This is a genomic window from Streptomyces cinnabarinus (assembly GCF_027270315.1).
GTDB lineage: Bacteria > Actinomycetota > Actinomycetes > Streptomycetales > Streptomycetaceae > Streptomyces > Streptomyces cinnabarinus.
The window spans coordinates 447,513-470,328 of record NZ_CP114413.1; the positions used below are offsets into that span (position 1 = coordinate 447,513).

The 22,816-nt window shown below is 71.7% G+C and carries 23 protein-coding genes and 1 pseudogene; 11 read left to right on the plus strand and 13 right to left on the minus strand.

Features of this window, described 5'->3' with window-relative positions; genetic code table 11:
- Nucleotide 1: 1 nt before the first annotated feature.
- Both STRCI_RS02075 and STRCI_RS02080 read right to left on the minus strand, forming a co-directional pair.
- A complete protein-coding gene (locus STRCI_RS02075) occupies nucleotides 2–682 on the minus strand; it encodes a ribonuclease H family protein (protein ID WP_269657057.1) in 681 nt (226 codons plus the stop codon).
- A 34-nt stretch (nucleotides 683–716) separates the two neighbouring features.
- Nucleotides 717–1,517, minus strand: coding sequence for a VOC family protein (locus STRCI_RS02080; RefSeq protein ID WP_269657058.1), 801 nt, complete (start codon nucleotides 1,515–1,517; stop codon nucleotides 717–719).
- A 145-nt stretch (nucleotides 1,518–1,662) separates the two neighbouring features.
- On the opposite strand from STRCI_RS02080, the gene STRCI_RS02085 reads away from it, so the two are divergent.
- The 5 genes from STRCI_RS02085 (at nucleotide 1,663) to STRCI_RS02105 (ending at nucleotide 7,467) form a co-directional block, all read left to right on the plus strand.
- Nucleotides 1,663–2,670, plus strand: a complete 1,008-nt coding sequence (locus STRCI_RS02085) for a zinc-binding alcohol dehydrogenase family protein (protein ID WP_269664471.1) — start codon at nucleotides 1,663–1,665, stop codon at nucleotides 2,668–2,670.
- A 281-nt stretch (nucleotides 2,671–2,951) separates the two neighbouring features.
- Nucleotides 2,952–4,382 carry a family 2B encapsulin nanocompartment shell protein gene (locus STRCI_RS02090; protein ID WP_269657059.1) on the plus strand — a complete coding sequence of 477 codons (1,431 nt, stop codon included), beginning with the start codon at nucleotides 2,952–2,954 and terminating at the stop codon, nucleotides 4,380–4,382.
- A gap of 22 nt (nucleotides 4,383–4,404) precedes the next feature.
- Complete coding sequence (locus tag STRCI_RS02095) at nucleotides 4,405–5,448, plus strand: family 2 encapsulin nanocompartment cargo protein terpene cyclase (RefSeq protein ID WP_269657060.1); 1,044 nt, start codon at nucleotides 4,405–4,407, stop codon at nucleotides 5,446–5,448.
- A 44-nt stretch (nucleotides 5,449–5,492) separates the two neighbouring features.
- A complete protein-coding gene (locus STRCI_RS02100) occupies nucleotides 5,493–6,368 on the plus strand; it encodes a geranyl diphosphate 2-C-methyltransferase (RefSeq protein ID WP_269657061.1) in 876 nt (291 codons plus the stop codon).
- Nucleotides 6,369–6,573: 205 nt separating this feature from the next.
- A complete protein-coding gene (locus STRCI_RS02105) occupies nucleotides 6,574–7,467 on the plus strand; it encodes an SGNH/GDSL hydrolase family protein (RefSeq protein ID WP_269657062.1) in 894 nt (297 codons plus the stop codon).
- A gap of 12 nt (nucleotides 7,468–7,479) precedes the next feature.
- Here STRCI_RS02105 and STRCI_RS02110 read toward each other — a convergent pair whose 3' ends face one another.
- A complete protein-coding gene (locus STRCI_RS02110) occupies nucleotides 7,480–7,962 on the minus strand; it encodes a VOC family protein (RefSeq protein WP_269657063.1) in 483 nt (160 codons plus the stop codon).
- A 168-nt stretch (nucleotides 7,963–8,130) separates the two neighbouring features.
- Between STRCI_RS02110 and STRCI_RS02115 the strand changes: the two genes are divergently transcribed.
- Nucleotides 8,131–8,769 carry an ATP-dependent Clp protease proteolytic subunit gene (locus tag STRCI_RS02115; RefSeq protein WP_269657064.1) on the plus strand — a complete coding sequence of 213 codons (639 nt, stop codon included), beginning with the start codon at nucleotides 8,131–8,133 and terminating at the stop codon, nucleotides 8,767–8,769.
- Between the two features lie 2 nt (nucleotides 8,770–8,771).
- Entirely contained in the window at nucleotides 8,772–9,374 is a 603-nt protein-coding gene (locus STRCI_RS02120; protein ID WP_269657065.1) for a ClpP family protease, read from the plus strand.
- An 18-nt stretch (nucleotides 9,375–9,392) separates the two neighbouring features.
- Here the strand turns inward: STRCI_RS02120 and STRCI_RS02125 are convergent, their stop codons facing one another.
- The 3 genes from STRCI_RS02125 to STRCI_RS02135 form a co-directional block, all read right to left on the minus strand.
- Complete coding sequence (locus tag STRCI_RS02125; RefSeq protein WP_269657066.1) at nucleotides 9,393–9,794, minus strand: helix-turn-helix domain-containing protein; 402 nt, start codon at nucleotides 9,792–9,794, stop codon at nucleotides 9,393–9,395.
- Between the two features lie 97 nt (nucleotides 9,795–9,891).
- On the minus strand, nucleotides 9,892–10,344 hold the full coding sequence (locus STRCI_RS02130) for an ATP-binding protein (protein ID WP_269657067.1): 453 nt from the start codon (nucleotides 10,342–10,344) through the stop codon (nucleotides 9,892–9,894).
- A 99-nt stretch (nucleotides 10,345–10,443) separates the two neighbouring features.
- The gene (locus STRCI_RS02135) at nucleotides 10,444–11,736 is read right to left on the minus strand and encodes a DUF6777 domain-containing protein (protein ID WP_269657068.1); all 1,293 of its coding nucleotides are present in this window, start codon (nucleotides 11,734–11,736) and stop codon (nucleotides 10,444–10,446) included.
- A gap of 159 nt (nucleotides 11,737–11,895) precedes the next feature.
- On the opposite strand from STRCI_RS02135, the gene STRCI_RS02140 reads away from it, so the two are divergent.
- Nucleotides 11,896–13,155, plus strand: coding sequence for a streptophobe family protein (locus STRCI_RS02140; protein ID WP_269657069.1), 1,260 nt, complete (start codon nucleotides 11,896–11,898; stop codon nucleotides 13,153–13,155).
- 32 nt (nucleotides 13,156–13,187) lie between these two features.
- Here STRCI_RS02140 and STRCI_RS02145 read toward each other — a convergent pair whose 3' ends face one another.
- Genes STRCI_RS02145 through STRCI_RS02160 form a run of 4 tightly spaced genes read right to left on the minus strand, consistent with a single transcriptional unit; the run spans nucleotide 13,188 to nucleotide 17,587 of the window.
- Nucleotides 13,188–14,243, minus strand: a complete 1,056-nt coding sequence (locus STRCI_RS02145) for a serine/threonine-protein kinase (RefSeq protein WP_269657070.1) — start codon at nucleotides 14,241–14,243, stop codon at nucleotides 13,188–13,190.
- Complete coding sequence (locus STRCI_RS02150; protein ID WP_269657071.1) at nucleotides 14,233–14,778, minus strand: SH3 domain-containing protein; 546 nt, start codon at nucleotides 14,776–14,778, stop codon at nucleotides 14,233–14,235. Before STRCI_RS02150 ends, STRCI_RS02145 begins: the two co-directional genes overlap by 11 nt.
- A gap of 9 nt (nucleotides 14,779–14,787) precedes the next feature.
- Nucleotides 14,788–17,130, minus strand: coding sequence for an ABC transporter ATP-binding protein/permease (locus STRCI_RS02155; protein ID WP_269657072.1), 2,343 nt, complete (start codon nucleotides 17,128–17,130; stop codon nucleotides 14,788–14,790).
- A 46-nt stretch (nucleotides 17,131–17,176) separates the two neighbouring features.
- Nucleotides 17,177–17,587, minus strand: coding sequence for a hypothetical protein (locus STRCI_RS02160; RefSeq protein WP_269657073.1), 411 nt, complete (start codon nucleotides 17,585–17,587; stop codon nucleotides 17,177–17,179).
- 254 nt (nucleotides 17,588–17,841) lie between these two features.
- Here STRCI_RS02160 and STRCI_RS02165 point away from each other — a divergent pair.
- A pseudogene (locus tag STRCI_RS02165) lies at nucleotides 17,842–18,625 on the plus strand (aldo/keto reductase).
- Nucleotides 18,626–18,677: 52 nt separating this feature from the next.
- Here the strand turns inward: STRCI_RS02165 and mgrA are convergent.
- A complete protein-coding gene (mgrA, locus tag STRCI_RS02170) occupies nucleotides 18,678–19,670 on the minus strand; it encodes an L-glyceraldehyde 3-phosphate reductase (protein WP_269657074.1) in 993 nt (330 codons plus the stop codon).
- A 140-nt stretch (nucleotides 19,671–19,810) separates the two neighbouring features.
- Between mgrA and STRCI_RS02175 the strand changes: the two genes are divergently transcribed.
- Nucleotides 19,811–20,698 (plus strand): LysR family transcriptional regulator, encoded by an 888-nt coding sequence (locus tag STRCI_RS02175; protein ID WP_269657075.1) that lies wholly within the window; start codon nucleotides 19,811–19,813, stop codon nucleotides 20,696–20,698.
- A gap of 27 nt (nucleotides 20,699–20,725) precedes the next feature.
- Nucleotides 20,726–21,235, plus strand: coding sequence for a mycothiol transferase (locus tag STRCI_RS02180; RefSeq protein ID WP_269657076.1), 510 nt, complete (start codon nucleotides 20,726–20,728; stop codon nucleotides 21,233–21,235).
- Here STRCI_RS02180 and STRCI_RS02185 read toward each other — a convergent pair.
- Nucleotides 21,223–22,287 carry an adenosine deaminase gene (locus STRCI_RS02185; protein WP_269657077.1) on the minus strand — a complete coding sequence of 355 codons (1,065 nt, stop codon included), beginning with the start codon at nucleotides 22,285–22,287 and terminating at the stop codon, nucleotides 21,223–21,225. The genes STRCI_RS02180 and STRCI_RS02185 overlap by 13 nt on opposite strands.
- Nucleotides 22,288–22,343: 56 nt before the next feature.
- Nucleotides 22,344–22,730: a VOC family protein gene (locus STRCI_RS02190; RefSeq protein ID WP_269657078.1), complete on the minus strand. Its 387-nt coding sequence runs from the start codon at nucleotides 22,728–22,730 to the stop codon at nucleotides 22,344–22,346.
- Nucleotides 22,731–22,816 lie beyond the last annotated feature (86 nt).

Here is a 22,816-nt window from a genome sequence, read left to right on the forward strand (position 1 = left end):
CTCAGGCCTCCGCGGAACGGCACTCCGGGTGGCCCCAGCCCTGCGCGTTCTTGGCGATGGACTCACCCGCCGCGTAGGAGCGGCCGCACAGGCAGCGGCCGGGGAACTTCGCCTTGATGGTGCGCGCGGAGGAGCCGCCGCTCTTCTTCGCGGCCGTGGGGCGGCGGCGCGGCGCCTTGGCGGGGGTGTCCGCAGCAGCGGGCGGCTCGGGCGAGCCGAGGCCGCTGCCCGCGGGCTCCTGCACGGTGGCCGCCTGACTGGCGGCGCGGTCGGCGAAGTCGTTGAGCTTGTCGCCGTCCACCTGGTGGGCGGGCACGTAGCGGAACTCCACGGAGCGGCCGGCCAGGAGCTCGTCGATGCGTACGACGAGCTCCTGGTTGGCGACCGGCTTGCCGGCCGAGGTCTTCCAGCCGTTGCGCTTCCAGCCGGGCAGCCAGGTGGTGACCGCCTTCATGGCGTACTGGGAGTCCATCCGGACCTCCAGCGGTACGCCGGGGTCGGTCGCCGCCAACAGGCGCTCCAGAGCGGTCAGTTCCGCCACGTTGTTGGTGGCCTTGCCGAGCGGCCCGGCCTCCCAGCGGGCCGGGGTCTCGCTCTCGTCGGCCACCACCCAGGCCCAGCCCGCGGGTCCGGGGTTTCCCTTCGAAGCCCCGTCGCACGCGGCCACTACTCGTTCACGCATGCGCCGATCATGCCATGGGCCGAAGGGGTGCCGGTCAGACGTCGGTGAGCTTGGGCATCTCGCCCTGGGTGGAGGTGACGTCGATCACCGAGAAGTTCGCGCCCTGCGGGTCGCTGAGTGCCGCGAACCGGCCGAACGGCGAGTCCATCGGCCCGAACCGCAGCACACCGCCGAGCTTGGTCGCCTTCGACACGGCCTCGTCGCAGTCGGGGACCGAGAAGTAGACGTTGATGTACGCCTGTACCTCGGGCGGGAACTCCTCGGTCATCTTCATCCGGCCGAGGACGGGGGCGTCGGTGATGTTGAAGATCCGGAAGTCGACTCCGTCGTCCTCCATCTGCTGCGCCGTGTACCGCGGGAACACGGCGGGGAAGAAGGTGTCGGACTTCTCCGGCTCACGGGTGAAGACCTCGGCCCAGCAGAACGCGCCGGGCTGCTCGGGCGGGGCCTCGAAGCCCTCGTGCTCGCCCGCCTGCCACACCCCGAAGACGACGCCGCTCGGATCGCGGCCCAGGCACATGGTGCCGAAGTCGCCGACCTGCATCGGCTCCATCAGCACCTCGCCGCCGTTGTCCCGGATCCGGCCCGCGGTGGCGGCGGCGTCCGGGGAGGCGAAGTAGAGGCACCACTGGGACTGGCCCTCCTGCCCGGGCATGGGCGGGACGACGGCGGCGACCGCCTTGCCGTCCGCGTACGCCTGGGTGTAGTTGCCGTACTCCGACGACGACTCGCCGAAGGTCCAGCCCAGGACGTCGCCGTAGAAGCTCTTGGCTCCCTCGACGTCGCTGAACATCGCATCGGCCCAACAGGGGGTTCCCTCTGGCTGTACGGCCATGACTGCGGCCTCTCCGAATCGGTGGTGGGTCCGGTTCCACACGCTAGCCATCCCCCGGGCCAACCGCGCGCCGAACGACTCAGTCCGTCCCAGACTGGGAGGAAGGGTGTACGGCGGGACGGGGAGCGCGATGGCGGACAGGACGATGCGCACGTGGTCGGTGGCGGCCCCCGGGCCGGTGGAGGGCGGGGCGCTGCGGTTCGTGGACAGGCCCGTGCCGGTGCCCGGGGACGGTGAATTGCTGGTGCGGGTGCGGGCCTGCGGGGTGTGCCGCACCGACCTCCATGTCACGGAGGGTGATCTGCCGGTGCACCGGCGTGGGGTGACTCCCGGGCACGAGGTCGTCGGGGTGGTGGCGGGGCTGGGCGCCGGGGCGAGCGGGTTCGCGCTCGGCGACCGGGTGGGGGTGGCCTGGCTGCGGTGGACGGACGGCACCTGCGGCCACTGTCTGCGCGGCGCGGAGAACCTGTGCCCCGGTTCGCGGTACACGGGCTGGGACGCGGACGGCGGCTACGCCGAGTACACGACCGTGCCGGCCGCCTTCGCCCACCCGCTGCCCGGCGACCTGGCCGACGTGGCGCTCGCGCCGCTGCTGTGCGCCGGGATCATCGGCTACCGGGCGCTGCGCCGGGCCGCGCTGCCGCCGGGCGGGCGGCTCGGTCTGTACGGGTTCGGGGGCAGCGCCCATCTGTGTGCCCAGGTGGCCCTGGCGGAGGGCGCCCGCGTGCATGTGCGCACCCGGGGCGCGGCGGCCCGGCGCCTCGCGCTGGAGCTGGGGGCGGCGTCCGCGGGCGAGACGCACGAGCCGCTGCCGGAGCCGCTGGACAGCGCCGTCCTGTTCGCGCCCGCCGGGGAGCTGGTCCCGGTGGCCCTGCGGGCGCTGGACCGGGGCGGAGTGCTCGCGGTCGCCGGGATCCACCTCACCGACATCCCGGCGCTGCGCTACGAGCGGGAGCTGTTCTACGAGCGGGAGTTGCGCAGCGTCACCGCCAACACCCGTGCGGACGCGCGGGAGTTCCTCGCCCTCGCCGCCCGCTACGGGGTCCGCGCGACCACGCACACCTATCCGCTGTCCCGGGCCGACCAGGCGCTGCGCGATCTCAAGGCAGGCCGGTTCGACGGAGCGGCCGTACTGGTGAACGACGTGACCTGACCGCGCGCGAAGCTCCCCGCGCCCATCCCGCGCGCCCCTCGCGCGCCGCCAGTTCGGGCGACATCGACCGGCGCGCGATCACACCATCGTGCCCCATCCGCCGCAACCGGATGTTTGGCACATCCGGCGCGTGAAACCGCCCCCTTCACGCGGTTCCCGGCGATCACCCGCCGCTGTTTGCCTTGTGTACAGACAGCGCCCGCTGTCCACCCCGCGCCACGCGGTTGCCGCCACCCGCCGACCACACCGCTCACCCCTGAAACACCCTCCAGGGAGGGACTGTGTCCGCACCCGAAAGCGCCGCCGATCCCGCCGTCGACGACTCCGCCCCCGCTCCCTCGTTCACCAGCCTCAGCACGCGAGCGGCACGCCAGCTCACCACGACCACCAAGTCCGAACCCCAGATGCAGGCCATCACTTCACGATGGCTGCTCAAGATGCTCCCCTGGGTCGATGTCCGGGGCGGCACCTACCGCGTCAACCGGCGGCTCCAGCTGCGGATCGGCCGCGGCCGGGTGCAGTTCGAGCAGAACGGCGCCGACGACGTGAGGGTCATCCCCCAGACGCTCACCGAACTCCCGGTGCTGCGCGGCTACTCCGACACCGAGGTGCTCCAGCAGGTCGCCTCCCGGTTCCGGGTCCGTGAGGTACGGGCCGGGCAGGTCCTCTTCGAGGCCGGGCAGCCGGTCACCGAGGCCTATCTCGTCGTGCACGGCCGCTTCACCCGATACACGGCCGGCAAGTACGGCGAGGAGGAGGTCATCGGGGTCGTCACCGGCGGCGAGGGCATGGGCGACGAGGCCGTCGGCCGCGCCGACCCGCTCTGGCTCAGCTCGGTACGCGCCGAGACCGCGGGCGTGGTCCTGGTGCTGCCCTGGGACTCGCTCATGGACTACGTGGACCGCGCGCCCTCGCTCGCCGCCCAGCTGGAGGCCTTCGCTCAGCGGCAGAGCAAGCCCATGAACCGCAAGGGCGAGGCCGATGTGCCGATGCAGGCCGGCCATGTCGGCGAGCAGACGCTGTCCGGCGGCTTCGTCGACTACGACCTCGCCCCGCGCGAGTACGAGTTGTCCCTCACCCAGACCGTGCTGCGGGTGCACACCCGCGTCGCCGACCTCTACAACGACCCGATGGACCAGACCCAGCAGCAGCTCAGGCTCACGGTCGAGGAGATCCGCGAGCGCCAGGAGTGGGAGCTGGTCAACAACCGTGAGTTCGGCCTGCTTCACAGCACCGCCTACGACCAGCGCATCAGCACCTTCGCCGGGCCGCCGACCCCCGACGACATGGACGAGCTGCTCTCCATGCGCCGCAAGACCAAGCTGTTCCTGGCCCACCCCAAGGCCATCGCCGCCTTCTTCCGCCAGTGCAACCGGCGCGGACTCGTACCCGGCACGGCGAACCTCGACGGACACGAGGTGCCCGCCTGGCGGGGTGTGCCGCTGCTGCCGTGCGGCAAGATCCCGATCGGCCCGCAGCACACCACCAGCATCATCGCGCTGCGCACCGGCGAGGCCGACCAGGGCGTGGTCGGGCTGTACCAGACCGGGATCCCCGAGGAGTTCCAGCCGGGCCTGAACGTGCGGTTCATGGGCATCGACGACGCCGCGATCCTGCGCTACCTGGTCACCGCCTACTACTCCATGGCGATCCTGGTGCCGGACGCCGCCGGAATCCTGGAGAACGTCCAGATCGGCCGGACGGCCGACTGACGGGACGGAACGGAATACCCACATGACTTCCACTGCGTTCCGGGCGCCCGGCCCGCCGAACCTCGCCCGCTCCGTCCGGGACCGGCGCGGCACAGCCGTGCCCGGCCTGCTGTACCGGCCCGCGGTTCCGGCGGACCCCGAGAAGGTGAAGGAGGTGGATGTACGGCTGGAGGCATGGGCCCGCGAGCTGGATCTGTTCCCCACGGCGTGGTCGGGTGACTTCGCGGGGTTCCAGTTCGGCCGGGCCGTGGTGCTCCAGCATCCGGGCGCCGCCGACCTGGAGCGCCTCACGGCGGCCGGGAAGCTGCTGCTCGCGGAGAACGTCGTCGACAGCTGCTATTGCGAGGTCTCCGAGGGCCGGGGCGCCTCGGCGCGCGGTCTGGGCGGACGGCTCGTCATCGCCCAGTCGGCGCTCGACCCCTACCACGGCGACCCCGAGCATGAGGAGCGCTGGCGGCTCGGCGTCCAGGCGGACGGGCCGCTGCGCTCCTACCACTGGGCCCTGAAGGACTACGCCGCCTTCGCCACCCCGAGCCAGACCTCCCGGTTCGTGCACGACATCGCGCGGCTGCACCTGGGGTATCTCGGGGAGGCCGCCTGGGCGGAGACCGGGTACATGCCGCGGGTGTGGGAGTACCTGACGATGCGGCAGTTCAACAACTTCCGTCCGTGTCTCTCGCTCGTCGACGCCGTCGACGGCTACGAGCTGCCCGAGCCCTTGTACGCCCGGCCCGAGATCCAGCGGGTGACGGCGCTGGCCTGCAACGCCACCACGATCGTCAACGACCTGTACTCGTTCACCAAGGAGCTGGCGAGCGATCCGACGCATCTGAATCTGCCCGTGGTCGTCGCCGCCAACGAGCGGTGCGGTCTCAAGGACGCCTATCTGGAGTCCGTCGAGATCCACAACCGGGTCATGGCCGCCTTCGAGGAGGAGGCCGAAGTCGTCGCCGCCCTGTCACCCCTCGTCGGCCGCTACACCGAGGGCCTCGCGGCCTGGGTCGCCGGAAACCACGAATGGCACGCCACCAACACCCACCGCTACCACCTGCCCGACTACTGGTAACCCCCACCCTGACAGCACGTCAGAAGCACCAGGAGGAATCCGCGTTGAGCTCCCCCCACGTCGACACCGTGTCCGCAGCGGTGCCGCCCCAGTCCAGGTACCAGAACAGTGTGGCGGACTACTGGAACGCCGAGGAGAACCCGGTCAACCTCGAACTCGGAAAGATCGACGACCTGTATCACCACCACTACGGCGTCGGTGACGTCGACTGGTCGGTGCTCGACGACGCCGACCCCGAGCTGCGCGAGGAGCGGATCACGGCCGAACTGCACCGGCTCGAACACGCCCAGGCCGAGCTGCTCGCCGGCCGGCTCGGCCCGCTCTCCGCCGCCGACCGGGTCTTCGACGCCGGCTGCGGTCGCGGCGGCGGCAGTGTGGTGGCGCATCTGCGCTCCGGCTGCGAGGCCGACGGTGTCACTCTCTCGGAGAAGCAGGCCGAGTTCGCCAACGAGCAGGCCCGTAAGCGGGGCATCGACCACAGCGTGCGCTACCACTGCCGGGACATGCTCGACACCGGCTTCCCGACCGGCGCGTTCTCGGCCTCGTGGAACAACGAGTCCACCATGTACGTCGAGCTGGACCTGCTGTTCGCCGAGCACTCCCGGCTGCTGCGCCGCGGCGGACGCTATGTGGTGATCACCGGCTGCTACAACGACACCTACGGCCGGGCCTCGCGCGAGGTGTCCCTGATCAACGCGCACTACATCTGCGACATCCATCCGCGCTCGGCGTACTTCCGGGCGATGGCCCGCAACCGGCTGGTACCGGTCCATGTGCAGGACCTCACCGAGGCGACCATCCCCTACTGGGAGTTGCGCCGCCAGGCCGGGCATCTGGTGACCGGAATCGAGGACACCTTCCTCGACGCCTACCGCAACGGCAGCTTCCAGTACCTGATGATCGCGGCCGACCGGGTGTGAGACCGCTCAGCTCCGCGCCCGGCCGGACCAGGGCGCGGAGCCCAGCGAGCCAGGCATCAACGGCGGGCACGCTCACGGCAGTTGGCGCGTACCACTCGATCGTGGGGGTGCCCCGCGGACTGTGGTCGACGCGGGTCTTCCACCGGCGGCGCGGCTGTGCTTGCCTGGGGAGCCGTTTTTCGGTTTCCGGGGCGGGAGTTGCCGCATGCGCAAGGCGTGGATGGCGGGGTTACTGCTCGGCGTGGCACTGCTCGGCGGCTGCGGGGATCCGACGTCGGGAGCGGAGTCCGCGCCCGCCCCCGAGGTGCCGAGGGCGTCGGCCACGACCCAGCAGCGGGCGCCCGCCTCACCGACCGCCTCGGTCGAGGCGCCGACCGTGCTCTACCTCGGCGACTCGCTCGCGATGGAGGCGCAGAAGGTGCTCGGCAGCGAGCTGCGCCGGGAGCTGCGCGCCGAGTACACCAGCGCCCCGTACTCGGGCACGACCCCTTGCGACTATCTGGAGGGCACCGGCGAGCGCTCGCTGGTCCCGGACGCCGACAAGGCAGCCACGCTGGTGCGCTCGCTGCGCCCGGACTTCGTGGTGCTCCAGTTCTGGGGCAACGCCTGGGGCTACACGCCCTGCATGGACGGCATCACCCACGACGCCGATCCCCGGACGTACTTCGACCGGTACGCGGCGGACCTGGAGAAGCTCACCGGGCAGATCGCCGCCGCGGGCGGGGAGCGGCGCCCGCGGATTATCTGGGTGCTCCAGGGCCCGGACCCGATCACTCCCGACCGGGTCCGGCGGGTGAACGCGCTGTACGAGGAGCGGGCCGACGCCTCGGGTGATCTCGTCGCGGACGCCGGGCGGACGGTGAGCGCCGGCGGGGCCCGCTACACCTGGGTGCGGGAGCTGCCGTGCACGGACTACGAGCGCGCGCACCCGGACTACTGCACCGCACCGGGCCGCGACCGCACCGCCCTGCACCGCGACGACGACTATCTGCACTTCTGTCTGGCGCCCACAACGTCCACCCCGAAGCCGTGCCCGGTCCGGTCGCCCGGCATCCTGCGGATGGCGCGGGAGGTCACCCGGGTGATCCGCGGCGCCTAGCGGGGCACCGGGTCACTCGCCCGCGTGCGCCTTCTGCAGGGCGGCGATGTCGAGCTTGCCCATGCCGAGCATCGCCTGGGTCGCGCGGGACGCCTTCGCCGGGTCCGGGTCGCTGGTCATGGCGTCGAGGCTGTCGGGGATGACCTGCCAGGACACGCCGTACCGGTCCTTGAGCCAGCCGCAGGGGCCGGGCTCGCCGCCGTCCTCGATGAGCTTGGACCAGTAGTAGTCGATCTCCTCCTGGTTCTCGCAGTAGATCATCAGGGAGATCGCCTCGTTGAACTTGAACTCGGGGCCGCCGTTGAGCGCGAGGAACGGGTGGCCGTTGGCGGTGAACTCCACCGTCATCACGGTTCCGGCGGGCCGCATGGAGCCCTCGGGGTAGCGGGCCGTCCTGCCGATGCTGGAGTTCTTGAAGACGGAGACATAGAAGTCGGCGGCTTCCTCCGCCTGGGTGTCGAACCAGAGACACGTGGTGAATCCGTTGCGGGCCATGAGTACCTCCTGGGGCGTGGAAAGCGGTCATCTGTATCGACCGCTCCGCACGCCGGAACTCATCGCTCTGCCCTCGGCGAATCTGCCGCGGGCAGAGAAATCCCCGGCGGCGGGGGTCCGCGGTCGACAGTGGAGTCGACGGCATCCACGCCACGACGAGGAGGTCCCATGACTCCACTCACCATGCTCGCTCCGCGGGCGGAGGAGGGCGACACCACGCCCACCCGGTTCGACGACCAGCTGGCGGCCCAGCTGCTCGGGCAGCGGATCGTGCTGCTGGGCACACAGGTCGACGAGGTCTCGGCGAACCGGGTCTGCGCGCAGTTGCTGATCCTGTCCGCGGAGGACCCGCGCACCGACATCAGCCTGTTCATCAACAGCCCGGGCGGCTCGGTCCACGCGGGCCTCGCCGTCTACGACACGATGCGGCTGATCCCGAACGACGTCGCGACGCTCGCGATGGGCTTCGCCGCCAGCATGGGCCAGTTCCTGCTGAGCGTCGGCGCCGCGGGCAAGCGCTACTCCCTGCCGAACGCGCGGATCATGATGCACCAGCCGTCGGCCGGGATCGGCGGCACCACGGCGGACATCGAGATCCAGGCGGAGAACCTGGAGCACACCAAGCGCACCATCGAGCGGATCACCGCCGAGCACACCGGCCAGAGCCCGGAGACGATCTCCCGGGACGGCGACCGGGACCGCTGGTTCACGGCCGAGGAGGCCCTCGAGTACGGCATGGTCGACCGGGTGGTGGAGTCCTTCACGGATGTCAGCCCGGCGGCCGGGAAACGACGGATGGGGCTGTAGTCATGGGGAGTTACACGATTCCGAACGTCATCGAGCGCACCCCCCAGGGTGAGCGGTCCTTCGATGTGTTCAGTCGGCTGCTGAACGAGCGGATCATCTTTCTGGGCACCGAGATCGACGACGGGGTGGCCAATGTCGTCATCGCGCAACTCCTCCATCTGGAGTCGGCGGCACCCGAGAACGAGATCGCGATCTACATCAACTCGCCCGGCGGATCCTTCACTTCGCTGATGGCGATCTACGACACGATGACCTACGTCCAGGCGCCGATCTCCACCTTCTGCGTGGGACAGGCGGCGTCCACGGCGGCGGTGCTGCTGGCGGGCGGGGATCCCGGGCGGCGGTCGGTGCTGGAGCACTCCCGGGTGCTGCTCGGCCAGCCGGCCAGCGGCGGGCGCCAGGGCACGGTCTCCGATCTGGCGCTCCAGGCCAAGGAGATGGTCCGGATCCGCGCGCAGGTCGAGGAGGTGCTGGCCCGGCACACCCATCACGAGGTGGCGACGCTGCGCGCCGACATGGACCGCGACAAGGTCTTCACCGCCGAGGAGGCCGTGGCGTACGGCCTCGCCGACCAGGTGGTGAGCCGGCGCCTCGCCGGGGTGTGAGGCGCCGGGCGGGCGCTGTCAGGCTGCCAGGCAGAGTCCGTCGTACGACGAACCGGCCGTGCCGCGTCCCCTGACCGCACCGTGCCGGCTGGTCAGGCGGATCAGCTCGCCCTGGGCCCGGGACAGCAGGTCGCCGAGGCCGAGGCCGAGGGCGTGGGCGGCGGCCGCGAGGACCTCCGAGGAGGCCTCCTTGCGGCCTCGCTCCACCTCGGAGAGGTAGGGCATCGAGATCCGGGCGGCGTCGGCCACGTCCTTGAGGGTGCGCTCCTGGGCGAGGCGCTCGCGCCGCAGCACGTCACCGACCAGGTGCCGCCACAGGGGTTCTTTGGGGGCGGGTCCGGAGCCGGGGCGCGGGGGTTCCTGGCGTGTCGGCGGGCGCAGCGGGATGACGCGGGCTTGGTTCGGCGCTTGGTTGGTCACCTTCCCAGCCTAGGAGCCGTGGCCGCGCGGGGAAGGGTTCGGCGTTCTGCCCTGGGGAGAATCGCCCTGCGCGAACAGGGAGTTGACCGGCCTTCGGTCACCGGCCGGTCAGCCGCACCACCGCGCGGACCCGCTTGCCGACCGGGACGCGTTCGACGGCGACGTCCGTCGCCAGCGCGTGCACTATCTCCAGACCGTGCCGTCCGACCCGCTCGGGGTCGCGGGGGAAACGGCGGGGCGGTGCGGCGCTGCTGTCGTAGACACAGACCGCGACCTGGGCGTCGGTGCCCTCCAGGTCCAGGATGTACGGGCCGTTGCTGTGCCGGTCGGCGTTGGTGACCAGCTCGCTGACGACCAGGAGGACCTCCTCGTGGGTCCGGTCGCCGATGTCGGCGCACCATTCCGTGCGCAGCCGGCCGAGGAAGAAGGCGGCGAAGGAGCGTGCCTCGGCGATGCACCCCGGCTCCCCGCTGTAGTGGGCCGCCTGCCGGAGCGGTTCCACGGGCACGTCGAAGCCGGTCGGAATCACTGCCCCGTCGTGTTCGATCATGCGTGTCTCTCTCGGAAGCCGGCCTCGGCCGGACGCTGCTGCACCAGGCCTCTTACCCAGTGCCGCGCCGGGCAGTCCCCGTGCCGGAAGCCGGGTGCGTCACACCGAGGGCGAGAGAGAGGGACTTCCGCTCGTGGCGAGCGAGCTGCTCGCCGGGGCGGTCGTGGTGGAGGCGAGGGGCACCGAGGGACTGGAGACGTCGGGTGACTCCGGTTCCGACGGGGGCTGCGAGGTCGGCGGGCTCGTCGATTCGGACGGCGAGGTCGGCTCGGAGGGCGAGGTCGGCGCGGACGGCGACGTCGGGGTCGACGGGCAGTCGGTCGCCTCACCGGTGGCTCCCGTCGGCGGCGGGCAGGCCGTCGTGGTGCCGGGGGACGTCGAGGGCGGGGTGATCGTCGACGGCTTGGGCTGGTGGGCGGGCGGGTCCGTCTTCTGGTCCTTGCCCCCGGTGTCGCCGTGCTGCCGGTGGAACCAGTCGTCGTGCTCGGGGTCGTAGACCACGAAGACGTTGATGACGACCGTGGAGGGCTGGACCACCACCACGTTCGAGGAGTTGTACGACGGCCAGGAGTCGCCGGTGGGCTTCGGCGCGGACTGCTGGGCGACCGGCGGGGTCAGCGGGTTGCCGCAGGCGCAGCGCACCCGGGGCTCGCCGCGGTCGTCGACGAGGACGGCGGTGCCGGTCTGGAGGACGGCCTGGTAGCTGGTGGCGCTGCCGTCGCGGTAGCCGTGGTTGGTGACCCGGGTGTCCATGCGCAGTTGCACGGGGGTCAGGTCGCGCAGATAGGCCGGGACGCCGGACGGGTCGACGCCGGCCACGGAGGCGAACGCCGTGTTCTTCGCCGGGGCCGTCTGGAGCGCCTTGATCTGCTTCTCCACATCGCAGCTCGCGACGTTGCGGGTGCCGCCGTACAGGCCGGGGGCGCCGCCGTCGACACCCTGGACGGCGTTGGCTTCGGCGGACTCGGTGGCCGGGGCCGGGGTGACCGGCGGGGCGGAGCTGTCCGTGGCGGTGGACTCGGTGAAGGGGTCGGGGCCGGTCTTGCTCGCGGCCTGGAGGAAGACCTCGCCGCCGGAGCCGGAGCCGCCGTCACCGCGGCTGAAGACGACCGCGATCACCACGGCGGCCACCACCGCCGTGGCCACCATGGCGATCCGCGGTACGGACCGCCACCAGGGCCGCTGGGGTTCCGGCTCCGGGGGGATGCCGCCACCAGTGCTGCCGCCGCCGGTGGGCGGGCCGGGGGGCATTCCGCCGCTGCTGCCCGGGGGCTGGGAGGGCGGGACCCCGCCGCTGCCGGAGGGCGGCCCGGAAGGCGGTTGCGAGGGACCGGACAGGGGGCCCGAGGGGGGTCCCGAGGGGCGTCCGGACGACGGAGGTTCGACGCTCACGATCCCTTCTTCCCGATGCGGGACATCCGCGGCAATTCATCACATCAGCCGCGTTTCCACATCGTGACCATTGTGTGCTCCTGCCCCGCGCGGTGCGCAAGCCGACGCGGACGGACCTCCCGGCGGGCGGGCCGCGCCGGTGCTGCTTAGCGTGGCAGGGTGAGCGTGCGCACCCCCTCCGACCAGGCAGTTGCCCACCACGGCTGGCTTCAGGCCCTCGTCGCCGTGCTGGCCGGGCTGATCTCCATGGGGGTCGTCGCCGCCCTGGGCCTCTGGGCGGCGGGGGCGACGGGGCTCCCGGACAACGCCTTCCCCCGGGTCGTCGCCGCGACCGTGGTCACGGCCGTCGGCGGCACGGTCGAGATGTCCGGCGACGCCGGTGGCCTCGCCGAGTCCGCGGCCGGTCTCACCGTGATGCCGCTCTCCGTCACGCTCGCCGGTGCCCTGGTGACCGCCGCCGCGTTCCTGCGGCCGCTGCGGCACCGGGCGGTGACCGGTGCGACGGAACTGGCGGGCTGGGCCGGCCGGGTCGCCCTGCTGTGGCTGCTGGCGCTGCTCGGTCTGGCCCTCGCCGCCCGCCAGGACTTCACCATCGCGCTCGGCGACGACGCCCTGAGCGACCTGGGCGAGCTCTTCGGGATCTCGCCGAAGGTCGGCTTTCGCACCGACGTCCCGCCGACGCTGTTCTTCGGACTGCTGTGGCTCGTGGGCGTCATGATCCTCGCCCTGCTGGTGTCCCCGGGCGCTCCGTTGCCGCCCCGGCTGCTGCGCTTCCAGGAGTCGGTGCGCCCGGCCGCGTACGCGATGGTCGTGCTGCTGCTCGCCTGCGTCGCCCTGGGGGTGGTGATCGGGCTGGTCGTGGCCGTGGCCCGGGGGCATGCGCGGGAGACCCTCGCGGTCATTCTGCTCGGGCTGCCGAACCTGGTGTGGCTGGCGCTCACCATCGGCTTCGGCGCCACCTGGGAGGGCCGGGTGGACGGGCCGTTCGGGCTGCCGATGCCGCATGTGCTGGACGAGGTGCTGCGCGGGAAGGAGACCGCGACGCTCAACCTCAGTACGCTCGCCGACTACGACAGCCGGGTGTGGTGGCTGGTGGCCGTGGACGCGGTGCTGGTCCTGGCGGCGGCGTTCGTGATGGCGGCCCGTTCCCCGCGGCGGGTGCGTGCTTGGCAGCACGCCGTTCATCTGGGCGTGGCGCTCGTCCTCACGGTGCTGATGATCTGCCTCGTCGGGCGGATCTCCGCGCACTACGGGCTGTCGGTGCTGGGCATCGGGGATCTCGGGGGCGATCTGGGCGGGGAGCTGGTGCTGGAGCCGCAGGTGTGGGGGGCGCTGGGCTTCGCGGCGCTGTGGGGGCTGGTCGGGGGCTTCCTCGGAGGGCTGCTCGCGCAGGTGCTGCGGCGGCGAGTGGGACGGTAGGTCGCCCCTTCAGGGCGCCAGCCGACCGCTCGTCAGCGCCGTGCACCGAAGAACGGCTCGGCCCAACGGGGCGGCGGCTTCGGTTCCGTCACCGGCTCCATCGGCTCCACCGGCTCCACCAGCCCTTCTGGCTCCCCCTGCTCCTCCGCGACCCTCAGATCCACCCGGGTCGGCGGATGCGCCACCACCTCCGTCACCACCTCCGGCTCATCACCGCGCAGGGCGGTGCGCAGTGCGGCGACGAAGGCGAGGCAGGACTCGTACCGGGCATCGGGGCTCTTGGCCAGGCCCTTGGCGAACACGGCGTCGACCGGGGCCGGGAGGTCGGGCCGCAGGGACGTCAGCGGCGGCGGCTGGTCGTACTGGTGGGCCCACAGCAGCGCCATGTCGTCGTCGCGCCGGAAGGGCGGCTGTCCGGCCAGGCACTCGTGGACGACACAGGCGAAGCCGTACACGTCGCAGCGGGCGTCGACCGGCTTGCCGGAGATCTGTTCCGGCGCCACGTAGTCGAGGGTGCCGACGAACTGGCCGACGGTCGTGACCCCGGTCAGCGACAGGGACTTCTTCGTCAGTCCGAAGTCGGTCAGATAGGCGTGCTCCGGGTGGTCGCTGTCCGTGCCGCGGGCGACCAGGATGTTGCCGGGCTTCACGTCCCGGTGGACCAGACCGTGCTCATGGGCGGCGTCCAGCGCGGAGGCCACCTGCGCGGCGATCCGTACGGCCGTCGCGGACGGCAACGGGCCCTGGCGGTCCAGCAGATGGCGCAGATCGCTGCCGTCGACGTAGCGCATGGCGATGAACAGGACGCCGTCCGTCTCGCCTGCTTCGAAGACCGGCACGATGTGCGGATGGTCGATCGCGGCGGCGGCTCGGGACTCATGGCTGAAGCGGCGGCGGAAGGTGTCGTTGCGGGCGAGTTCGGGGGCGAGCAGCTTCAGCGCGACCGGACGGTCCAGGCGCAGGTCACGGGCGCGGTAGACGACGGCCATGCCACCGCGGCCGATCTCCTCCTCGATGCGGTACCCGGCGACCTGCCGGCCGATCAGCTCGGAGGGGCGGCCGGAGAACAGGCTGGTCTCACGGGCCATCCGGGGTCACCACCCGGGTCGCGGTGAGGCCGGGGTCCCCGGTGTCGGTGCGGGGCGCCTCGTCGGTGGTGAAGGTGCCCAGGCGCAGTCCGTCCGCGTACACCCAGCGCCCGTGCTCGGAGTCGTACAGCCACGCGTGCTCGCCCTCCACGACCACCCCGATCCGCAGACCGTGCGTGCGGTCCCGGAAGGACTCGCCGTCCAGGCCGCCGGCCGCCAGGTCCTCCACCGCTGACCGGTACCGGGACAGGGTCTGCTCGGCGCGGGCGAGATGCGGGCGCGGGTCGGCGGTGCGCGCCAGGGCCGCGTCGGGCACGGGCGGTTCCTGGGGTACGGCGACCAGGTGGCGGGCGTCGACCCAGGCCGACCAGCCGTTGGCGCACAGCACACGGCCCCAGTCGCCGCGCCGTTCCAGGAGCTGTACGGGCAGCAGCGCGTCCAGCGGAACCGTGGGCCGGGCCGGGTCGGGGACCTCCCAGGCGGGCATTCCGCGGCCGGGGACGACATGGGTGGGCCGGAAGCCTGGAGTCGCCATGGCATGCGCCTACTTCCGCATCACGACGGGTTCCTGGCGCCGGAGCAGCCAGGAGACCACGTAGCCGAAGACCACCGACAGGACCAGCAGCATGCCGATGTTGAGCAGCCACACGCCCGTCGAGTGGCCGAACAGCGGGTCACCGGTCAGCTCGCCGGGCACGATCCGCGCCAGGTCCACGGTCCCGGCCATCGCGCCGAGTGCCCAGCGCGAGGGCACCAGCCAGGAGAGCTGCTCCAGGCCGGGCACCCCGTCGAGCTTGAGCAGGGCGCCGCAGAAGACGACCTGGACGATGGCGAGCAGGACCAGCAGCGGCATCGTCACCTCTTCCTTGCGCACCAGCGCGGAGACCAGCAGGCCGAGCATCATCGCGGTGAAGGCCAGCAGCGCCACGGCGATGGTGATCTCGATCAGCGGTGGCATCAGCACGCCCTCGCCGCCGGGCGCGTTGAGATCGACGCCGAGCAGGGCGACCAGGGTCAGCACCACGGCCTGGAGCACGGTGACCGTGCCGAGGACCACGACCTTCGACATCAGGTAGGCCGATCTGGACAGGCCGACGGCGCGTTCGCGCCGGTAGATCACGCGTTCCTTGACCAGTTCGCGCACGGCGTTGGCCGCGCCGGTGAGGACCGCGCCGACGCACAGGATGAGCAGTGCGTTCATCGCGGTGTCCCGGGTCAGGGCGCTGCCCGCCAGGGCGCGGGCCATGGCGCCCATCACGAACGGCAGGGCGATCATGATGGCGAGGAAGGTGCGGTCGGCGCTGAGCGCCGCGGTGTAGCGGCGGATCAGGGTGCCGAGCTGGGCGCCGCGGCTGCGCGGCCGGCGCGGCGGGGTGATGACGACCGGTCCGGTGCGGGTCAGCCGGGGCTGTGCGGTGGCGTCGATGACGTACCGGCGGTGCAGCGGTGAGCTGGTGTAGCCGCCGGCCCAGTTGCGGTCCTGGTCGCGTTCGAAGGCCTCGAAGGCCTCCGGCCACTCGTCGAAGCCGAAGAACGGGAGGGCGTCCTCGGGCGGCCCGTAGTAGGCGATCCGGCCGCCGGGCGCGAGGACCAGGAGGCGGTCGCAGACGTCGAGGCTGAGGACGCTGTGGGTGACGACGATGACGGTGCGGCCGTCGTCCGCGAGGCCGCGCAGCATGTGCATCACCGAGCGGTCCATGCCGGGGTCGAGTCCCGAGGTCGGTTCGTCGAGGAAGAGCAGGGAGGGCTTGGTGAGCAGTTCCAGGGCCACGCTCACGCGCTTGCGCTGGCCGCCGGAGAGGCTGTGCACGGGCTGTCCGGCGCGCTGTTCCAGGCCGAGTTCGCGGATCACCTCGTCGACCCGGGCCTGGCGTTCGGCCTTGGCGGTGTCCTGCGGGAAGCGCAGTTCGGCGGCGTAGGACAGGGCGGCGCGGACGGTGAGCTGGGCGTGCAGGATGTCGTCCTGCGGAACCAGGCCGATGCGCTGGCGCAGCTCGGCGTAGTCGCGGTAGAGGTCACGGCCGTCGTAGACGACGGTGCCGTGGTCGGCGGGCCGCTGTCCGGTGAGGGCGTTGAGCAGCGTGGACTTTCCGGCGCCGCTCGGTCCGACGACGGCCAGCAGGCACTTCTCCCCCACCGGGAAGGAGACGTCGTCGAGGAGGGTCTTGCGGCCGCGGTCGACGGCGACGGTGAGGTCCTGCACCTCCAGGGAGACCTCGCCGGTGTCGACGTACTCCTGGAGCTCGTCGCCGACCAGGCAGAACGCCGAGTGTCCGATGCCGATCACATCGCCGGGGCGGACCGGGGCGGTGGTGACGGGGGCGCCGTTGACGTAAGTGCCGTTGTGACTGCCCAGGTCGGTGATCTCGTGGCCGCCGTCCGGCAGGCCGCGCAGCTCGGCGTGGTGCCGGGAGACGATGAGGTCGTCGATGACGAGGTCGTTGTCGGGGGCCCGGCCGATGCGGACGGTACGGGTGGTGGGCAGCGGCCGGACGCTGGTCGGCTGCCGGAAGGTGCCGGTCTGGGCGGGCATGGAGACGGCCGAGGGGCGTTCCGGGCCGGGTGCCGGGCGGCCGAGGAGGACGGCGCGGGGGCCGTCGGCGGGGTTGCCGAAGCGGATCACGGTACCGGGGCCGACGTCCCGCTCGTGGACGCGCCGGCCCTCGGTGTAGGTGCCGTTGGTGCTGTGCTCGTCCTGGAGCGTCCAGTGGTCGGTCTCGGGGTGCAGGACCGCGTGGTGCCAGGAGACCCGGGCGTCGTCGATGACGACGTCGCTCAGCGGGTCGCGTCCGACGTGGTAGTCGCGGCTCGGGGTCATCACCGTGGAGCCCGACTCGGTCTCCAGGACGAGTACGGGCGCAGTCGGTGCGAGCGGTCGCTCCGCCATGCCAGAATTCTACCGATTAGCCCGTTCGCGCGCCCGGCGCGGACGATCAGGCGACGGGGACGACCAGGGTGGGGCTGGTGCGCTGCATGCGCATCGCGTCGATCGACTCGGCGAGCAGTTCGTACTCGGTGGTGTCGTCGCTGGTGGCGATCCGGATCAGCCGTCCGGCGGCCAACTGCTCGGCCACCAGCTCCTGTTGACGGGTGTCCCCGCACCAGACGCGGAGCACGGTGGGCACGTCGGGCGTGGTCGAGGCGACCGGCACGAGGGCGCTCGGCGGGATGTAGTCGGCCTCGGGCCGGGGGTCGAGCCGCTCGGCGATCCAGGAGGCGCGGTCCCGTAACCACCACAGGGCGAGGGCCAGGGTGGGCGCCCGGTAGGTGCCGAGCGGTACACCGATGCGCCGGCCGCCGCAGGTGCCGTACGCGGTGACATGGCACAGGAATTCGTCGTGCACGTCTCACTCCCCCGTGAGCTGATCGCCTCTCGGCAGGGCCTCGCTTTCCGTGCGGCTCAGGTGCGGTGCGTGATCAAGTCTTCGCTCCGCGTGAAGGTCCCTCTTCAGATGAGTATGTTCACTACTGAAACACTGTCACCATGACTTTCCGGCCAGTCTCCTGGCATATTCCCGGAGATCACTGGCCGAAAGGTGGCGACTTTCCCACCCGGAGTCTGGGCGAACTCACCGTGTCCGCGCAGGGGCTGGGATGCATGGGCATGAGCCATGGGTACGGCAGCTCGTCCGGCGACCAGGTTCGGCTTCGCCAACCGGCTCGGCGAGCCCACCGAGGTCCGCGGGGAGGCCGCCTATGTGCGCCAGGCCTGCGAGGCGTCGCTGCGCCGGCTCGGCGTCGACCACATCGATCTCTACTACCAGCACCGTGTCGACCCCGAGGTCCGCATCGAGGAGACCGTCGGCGCGATGGCCGAGCTCGTGCGCGCCGGGAAGGTCCGCCACCTCGGACTGTCCGAGGCGAGCGCCTCCACCCTCCGGCGCGCCCACGCCGTGCACCCGATCGCCGCGCTCCAGAGCGAGTGGTCGCTGTGGACCCGGGACCTGGAGGCCCGGATCGCGCCGGTCTGCCGCGAGTTGGGCATCGGCCTGGTCCCGTTCTCCCCGCTCGGCCGCGGCTTCCTCACCGACCGGTACAGCTCGGTCGAGACCATGGCCGACAACGACGTACGCCGCGGCCAGCCGCGGTTCGCCGACGGCAATCTCGAACGGAACCCGGCGATCGTGGCCCGGCTTGCGGAGCTGGCCGGCGCGAAGGGCGTCACCGCCGGTCAACTCGCCCTGGCCTGGGTGCAGTCCCGCGGCGACGACGTGGTCCCGATCCCCGGCACCCGGCGGCAGCTGAACCTGGAGGAGAACCTCGCGGCGCTCGATCTGGAGCTGTCCGACGAGGAGCTCGCCGCGATCGAGTCCGCCGCGACGCCCGAGCGCATCGCGGGCGACCGCTACGACGCCACCAGCCTCACCTTCGTCGACGGCTGACCGGCATACCGATGCCCCCGACCCTCGCGGTCAGGGGCATCCGGCCAGGCACCTACGCCTTGATGACCGCGTCGATGCGGGCCAGTTCCTCCGCGTCGAAGTCCAGATTGCCGATGGCCGCCACGCTGTCCTCGATCTGCCGCGCGCTGCTCGCGCCGACGAGGGCGGAGGTCACCCGGCCCCCGCGCAGCACCCAGGCCAGCGCCAGCTGGGCCAGGGACTGGCCGCGGGACTTGGCGATCTCGTCGAGGGCTCGGAGCTTGCCCACCAGGTCCTCGGTGACCGCTTCGGAGTTCAGGAAGGGGCTGTCGCTCGCGGCCCGCGAGCCCTCGGGGATGCCGTCGAGGTAGCGGGAGGTCAGCAGTCCCTGCTCCAGCGGGGAGAAGACGATCGAGCCGACCTGGAGCTCGTCCAGGGCGTCCAGCAGGCCCTCGTCCTCGGGGCGCCGGTCGAGCATCGAGTAGCGCGGCTGATGGATCAGCAGCGGCGTGCCCAGCTCACCGAGGATGCGGGCGGCCTCCCGGGTCTGCTCCGGGGAGTAGTTGGAGACGCCGACGTAGAGCGCCTTGCCCTGCTGGACGGCCGAGTGCAGCGCGCCCATCGTCTCCTCCAGCGGAGTCTCCGGGTCCGGGCGATGCGAGTAGAAGATGTCCACGTAGTCCAGGCCCATCCGCTGCAGGCTCTGGTCCAGCGAGGACAGCACGTACTTGCGCGAGCCCCACTCGCCGTACGGGCCGGGCCACATCAGGTATCCGGCCTTGGTGGAGATGACGAGTTCGTCGCGGTACGGCGCGAAGTCCGCCTTCAGCGCCTCGCCCAGCGCCTCCTCGGCGGACCCGGGCGGCGGGCCGTAGTTGTTGGCGAGGTCGAAGTGGGTGACACCGAGGTCGAAGGCGCGGCGCAGGATCGCGCGCTGCGTCTCGACCGGGCGGTCCGGACCGAAGTTGTGCCACAGGCCGAGGGACAGGGCCGGGAGCTTCAGGCCGCTGCGTCCGGTGCGCCGGTAGGGCATGTCCGCGTAGCGGTCGGGGTGTGCGGTGTACAACGCGACTCCAGAGGGGTGGGCACGAGGGGAACCGAGCTCATCACGAGGCTCCCTTAAGACCGGTGTCCACTCTTTCGTGACCTGTGGGCATTGGTCCAACAGAAGAATCCGATGGAATTCAGCAGATACGCTTCTCAGTCATGGAACTGCGCCATCTCCAGCACTTCGTCGCGGTCGCCGAGGACCAGCACTTCACCCGGGCCGCCGAACGGCTCATGGTGTCCCAGTCGGGGCTCTCGGCATCGATCCGCTCACTGGAACGGGAGCTCCAGACGCCGCTGTTCGTCCGGACGACACGCAGTGTGACGCTCACCCCGGCCGGGCGGGCGCTGCTGGGCGAGGCGGAGCGGATCCTGGCACAGGTGCGGTCGGCGCACGAGGCGGTGGCGGCGGTGCAGGGTGTGCTGCGCGGGATGCTGGCGCTGGGCTCCGAGCAGTGCATCGCCGGGGTGCATGTGGCGGGGCTGCTCGCCGCGTTCCGGCGGCGCCATCCGGACGTGGAGATCTGCCTGCGGCAGGCGGGGTCGGGGGCGCTCGCGGAGGAGGTCGCGGCCGGCCGCCTCGATCTGGCCTTCGCGGTGCGTACGACGCGGGAGGACACCGACCAGCTGCGCGCCGTACCGCTGACCAGTGAGCCGATGACCGTGCTGTGCCACCCGAGCCACAGGCTCGCCGCCGCCGGGGCCGCGGTCACTCCCGAGGAGCTGGGCGGCGAGGTGTTCGTCGACTTCCACCCGGACTGGGGGCCGCGCCGCACCACCGACGCGGCGTTCGCCGCCGCGGGGGTCCGGCGGGCGGTCGCCCTGGAGGTCAACGACGTGCACAGCCTGCTGGACCTCGTGGACGAGAACCTCGGGATCGCCGTCGTACCGCGCCATTTCCGGCACAAGCGGGAGTCACTGACCGCCCTGCCGGTCAAGGGCACCGGCGAGCGGGTGTACGAGACCGTCGCCCTGCTGCCGCACCCGCAGGCCACGAGCCCGGCGGCGCGCGCCCTGATGGAACTTCTGGAGACAGAGGGCGCGTGACGGCCTGCTGTGCGCGATGGTGGAGCCATGCATGCCAAGGACATCCTCATCGACGGTTACAGCCGCATCCAGGAAGAAGTCCACGCCACCGTCGAGGGCCTCGGCCCCGACGACCTGCACGCCCGGCCCGGCCCGGGAGCCAACTCCATCGCCTGGCTGGTCTGGCATCTCACCCGGGTCCAGGACGACCACATCGCCGACGCCTTCGGCTTGGACCAGGTCTGGCTCACCCAGGACTTCCAGAAGACCTTCGGACTCGACCTGCCCCGCCATGACACCGGGTACGGGCACACCTCAGCGAAGGTCGACAAGGTCCGGGTCGACTCCGGCGAGCTGCTGACCGGGTACTACGACGCCGTCCACGCCCAGACCCTCGGCGCGCTGCGGGAGCTGGCCGCCAAGGATCTGGAGCGGGTCGTCGACGAGCGCTGGGACCCGCCGGTCACCCTGGGGGTACGGCTGGTCAGCGTCCTGTCCGACGATCTTCAGCACATCGGACAGGCCGCCTACGTCCGCGGGCTGCTTCAGGCCGCGTAACCGGGCAGGACGACGTCCTCGATGAGGGCCTTGCGCTCGTCGAACGGGATGAAGGCGCTCTTCAGGGCGTTCACCGTGACCGTGCGCAGGTCCTCGACGGTCCAGCCGGCCTGCTCGACCAGCAGGGACATCTCGCGGGTCATCGTGGTGCCCGACACCAGCCGGTTGTCGGTGTTGAGGGTGACCCGGAAGCCGAGGTCCTTCAGTGCGGTGACGGGGTGCTCGGCTATGGAGGTGGCGGCGCCGGTCTGGAGGTTGGAGGTCGGGCACATCTCCAGGGCGATACGGCGGTCGCGGACCCACGCGGCGAGCCGGCCGAGCTTGCCGTCCACGATGTCGTCGGTGATCCGCACGCCGTGCCCGATGCGCTGGGCGCCGCAGATCTGGAGCGCCTGGTGGATGCTGGACAGACCGTCGGCCTCACCGGCGTGGATGGTGAACGGCACGCTCTCGCGGCGCAGGTGCTCGAAGGCGGCGAGGTGGTCGGCGGCCGGGAATCCGGCCTCGGCACCGGCGATGTCGAAGCCGACGACTCCGGCGTCCCGGAAGGCGACGGCCAGGTCGGCGGCCTCGCGCACCCGGTCGAACATCCGCATGCCGCACAGCAGGGTGCCGACCCGCACCGGGGTACCGGCCGCGGCGGCCTTCGCCATACCGGCGGCGAGGCCCTCCTGGACGGTCTCCACGACCTCGGCGAGGGCGAGCCCGCCCCGGGTGTTCAGCTCGGGGGCGTAGCGCACCTCGCCGTAGACGACGCCGTCGGCGGCCAGGTCCAGGACGTACTCCTCGGCGGTGCGCAGCAGGCCCTCGCGGGTCTGCATCACGGCGAGGGTGTGCTCGAAGGTGGCGATGTAGCGGACCAGGTCACCGGAGTTCGCGGCCTCGAAGTACCAGGCGGCGAGCTCGTCGGGGTCGGTGGTGGGCAGGGTGTGGCCGACCTCGGCCGCCAGCTCGATCACGGTGGCGGGGCGCAGGCCGCCGTCGAGGTGGTCGTGCAGGACGGCCTTGGGGAGGCGGCGGATCACATCGAGGTCTACACGCGTAGCGGTCATGGCGGTCTTTCCTTGGGCCTTGAGCGGAGCGGGGTGGTTCGAAGCGGCGGCGGAAGTCAGCCGACGGGCTGGAGCAGGTCCCAGCGGTTGCCGTACAGGTCCTGGAAGACGGCGACCGAGCCGTAGGGCTCGTGGCGCGGCTCCTCCAGGAAGGTCACACCCGCGGCGAGCATCCGGGCATGGTCGCGGGCGAAGTCGTCGGTATGCAGGAAGAACCCGACCCGCCCGCCGGTCTGGTCGCCGACCCGGGCACTCTGCGCGTCGCCCTTGGCGCGGGCCAGCAGCAGGTCGGTGCCTTCGTCGCCCGGCCGCACGACGACCCAGCGGGAGCCGTCGGGGCGCGGGGCGTCCTCCACGAGACGGAAGCCGAGGGCCTCGGTGTAGAAGCGGATCGCCTCGTCGTAGTCGTCGACGACGAGGGTGACCAGGGCGATGCGGCTCATCGGTGCCTTTCGGGACGTGCGATTGACGGGAGACGTTATACGTAAAACCCGGCGCGCGCCAGTCCGCGTCGAGCGAATCCGCGGGC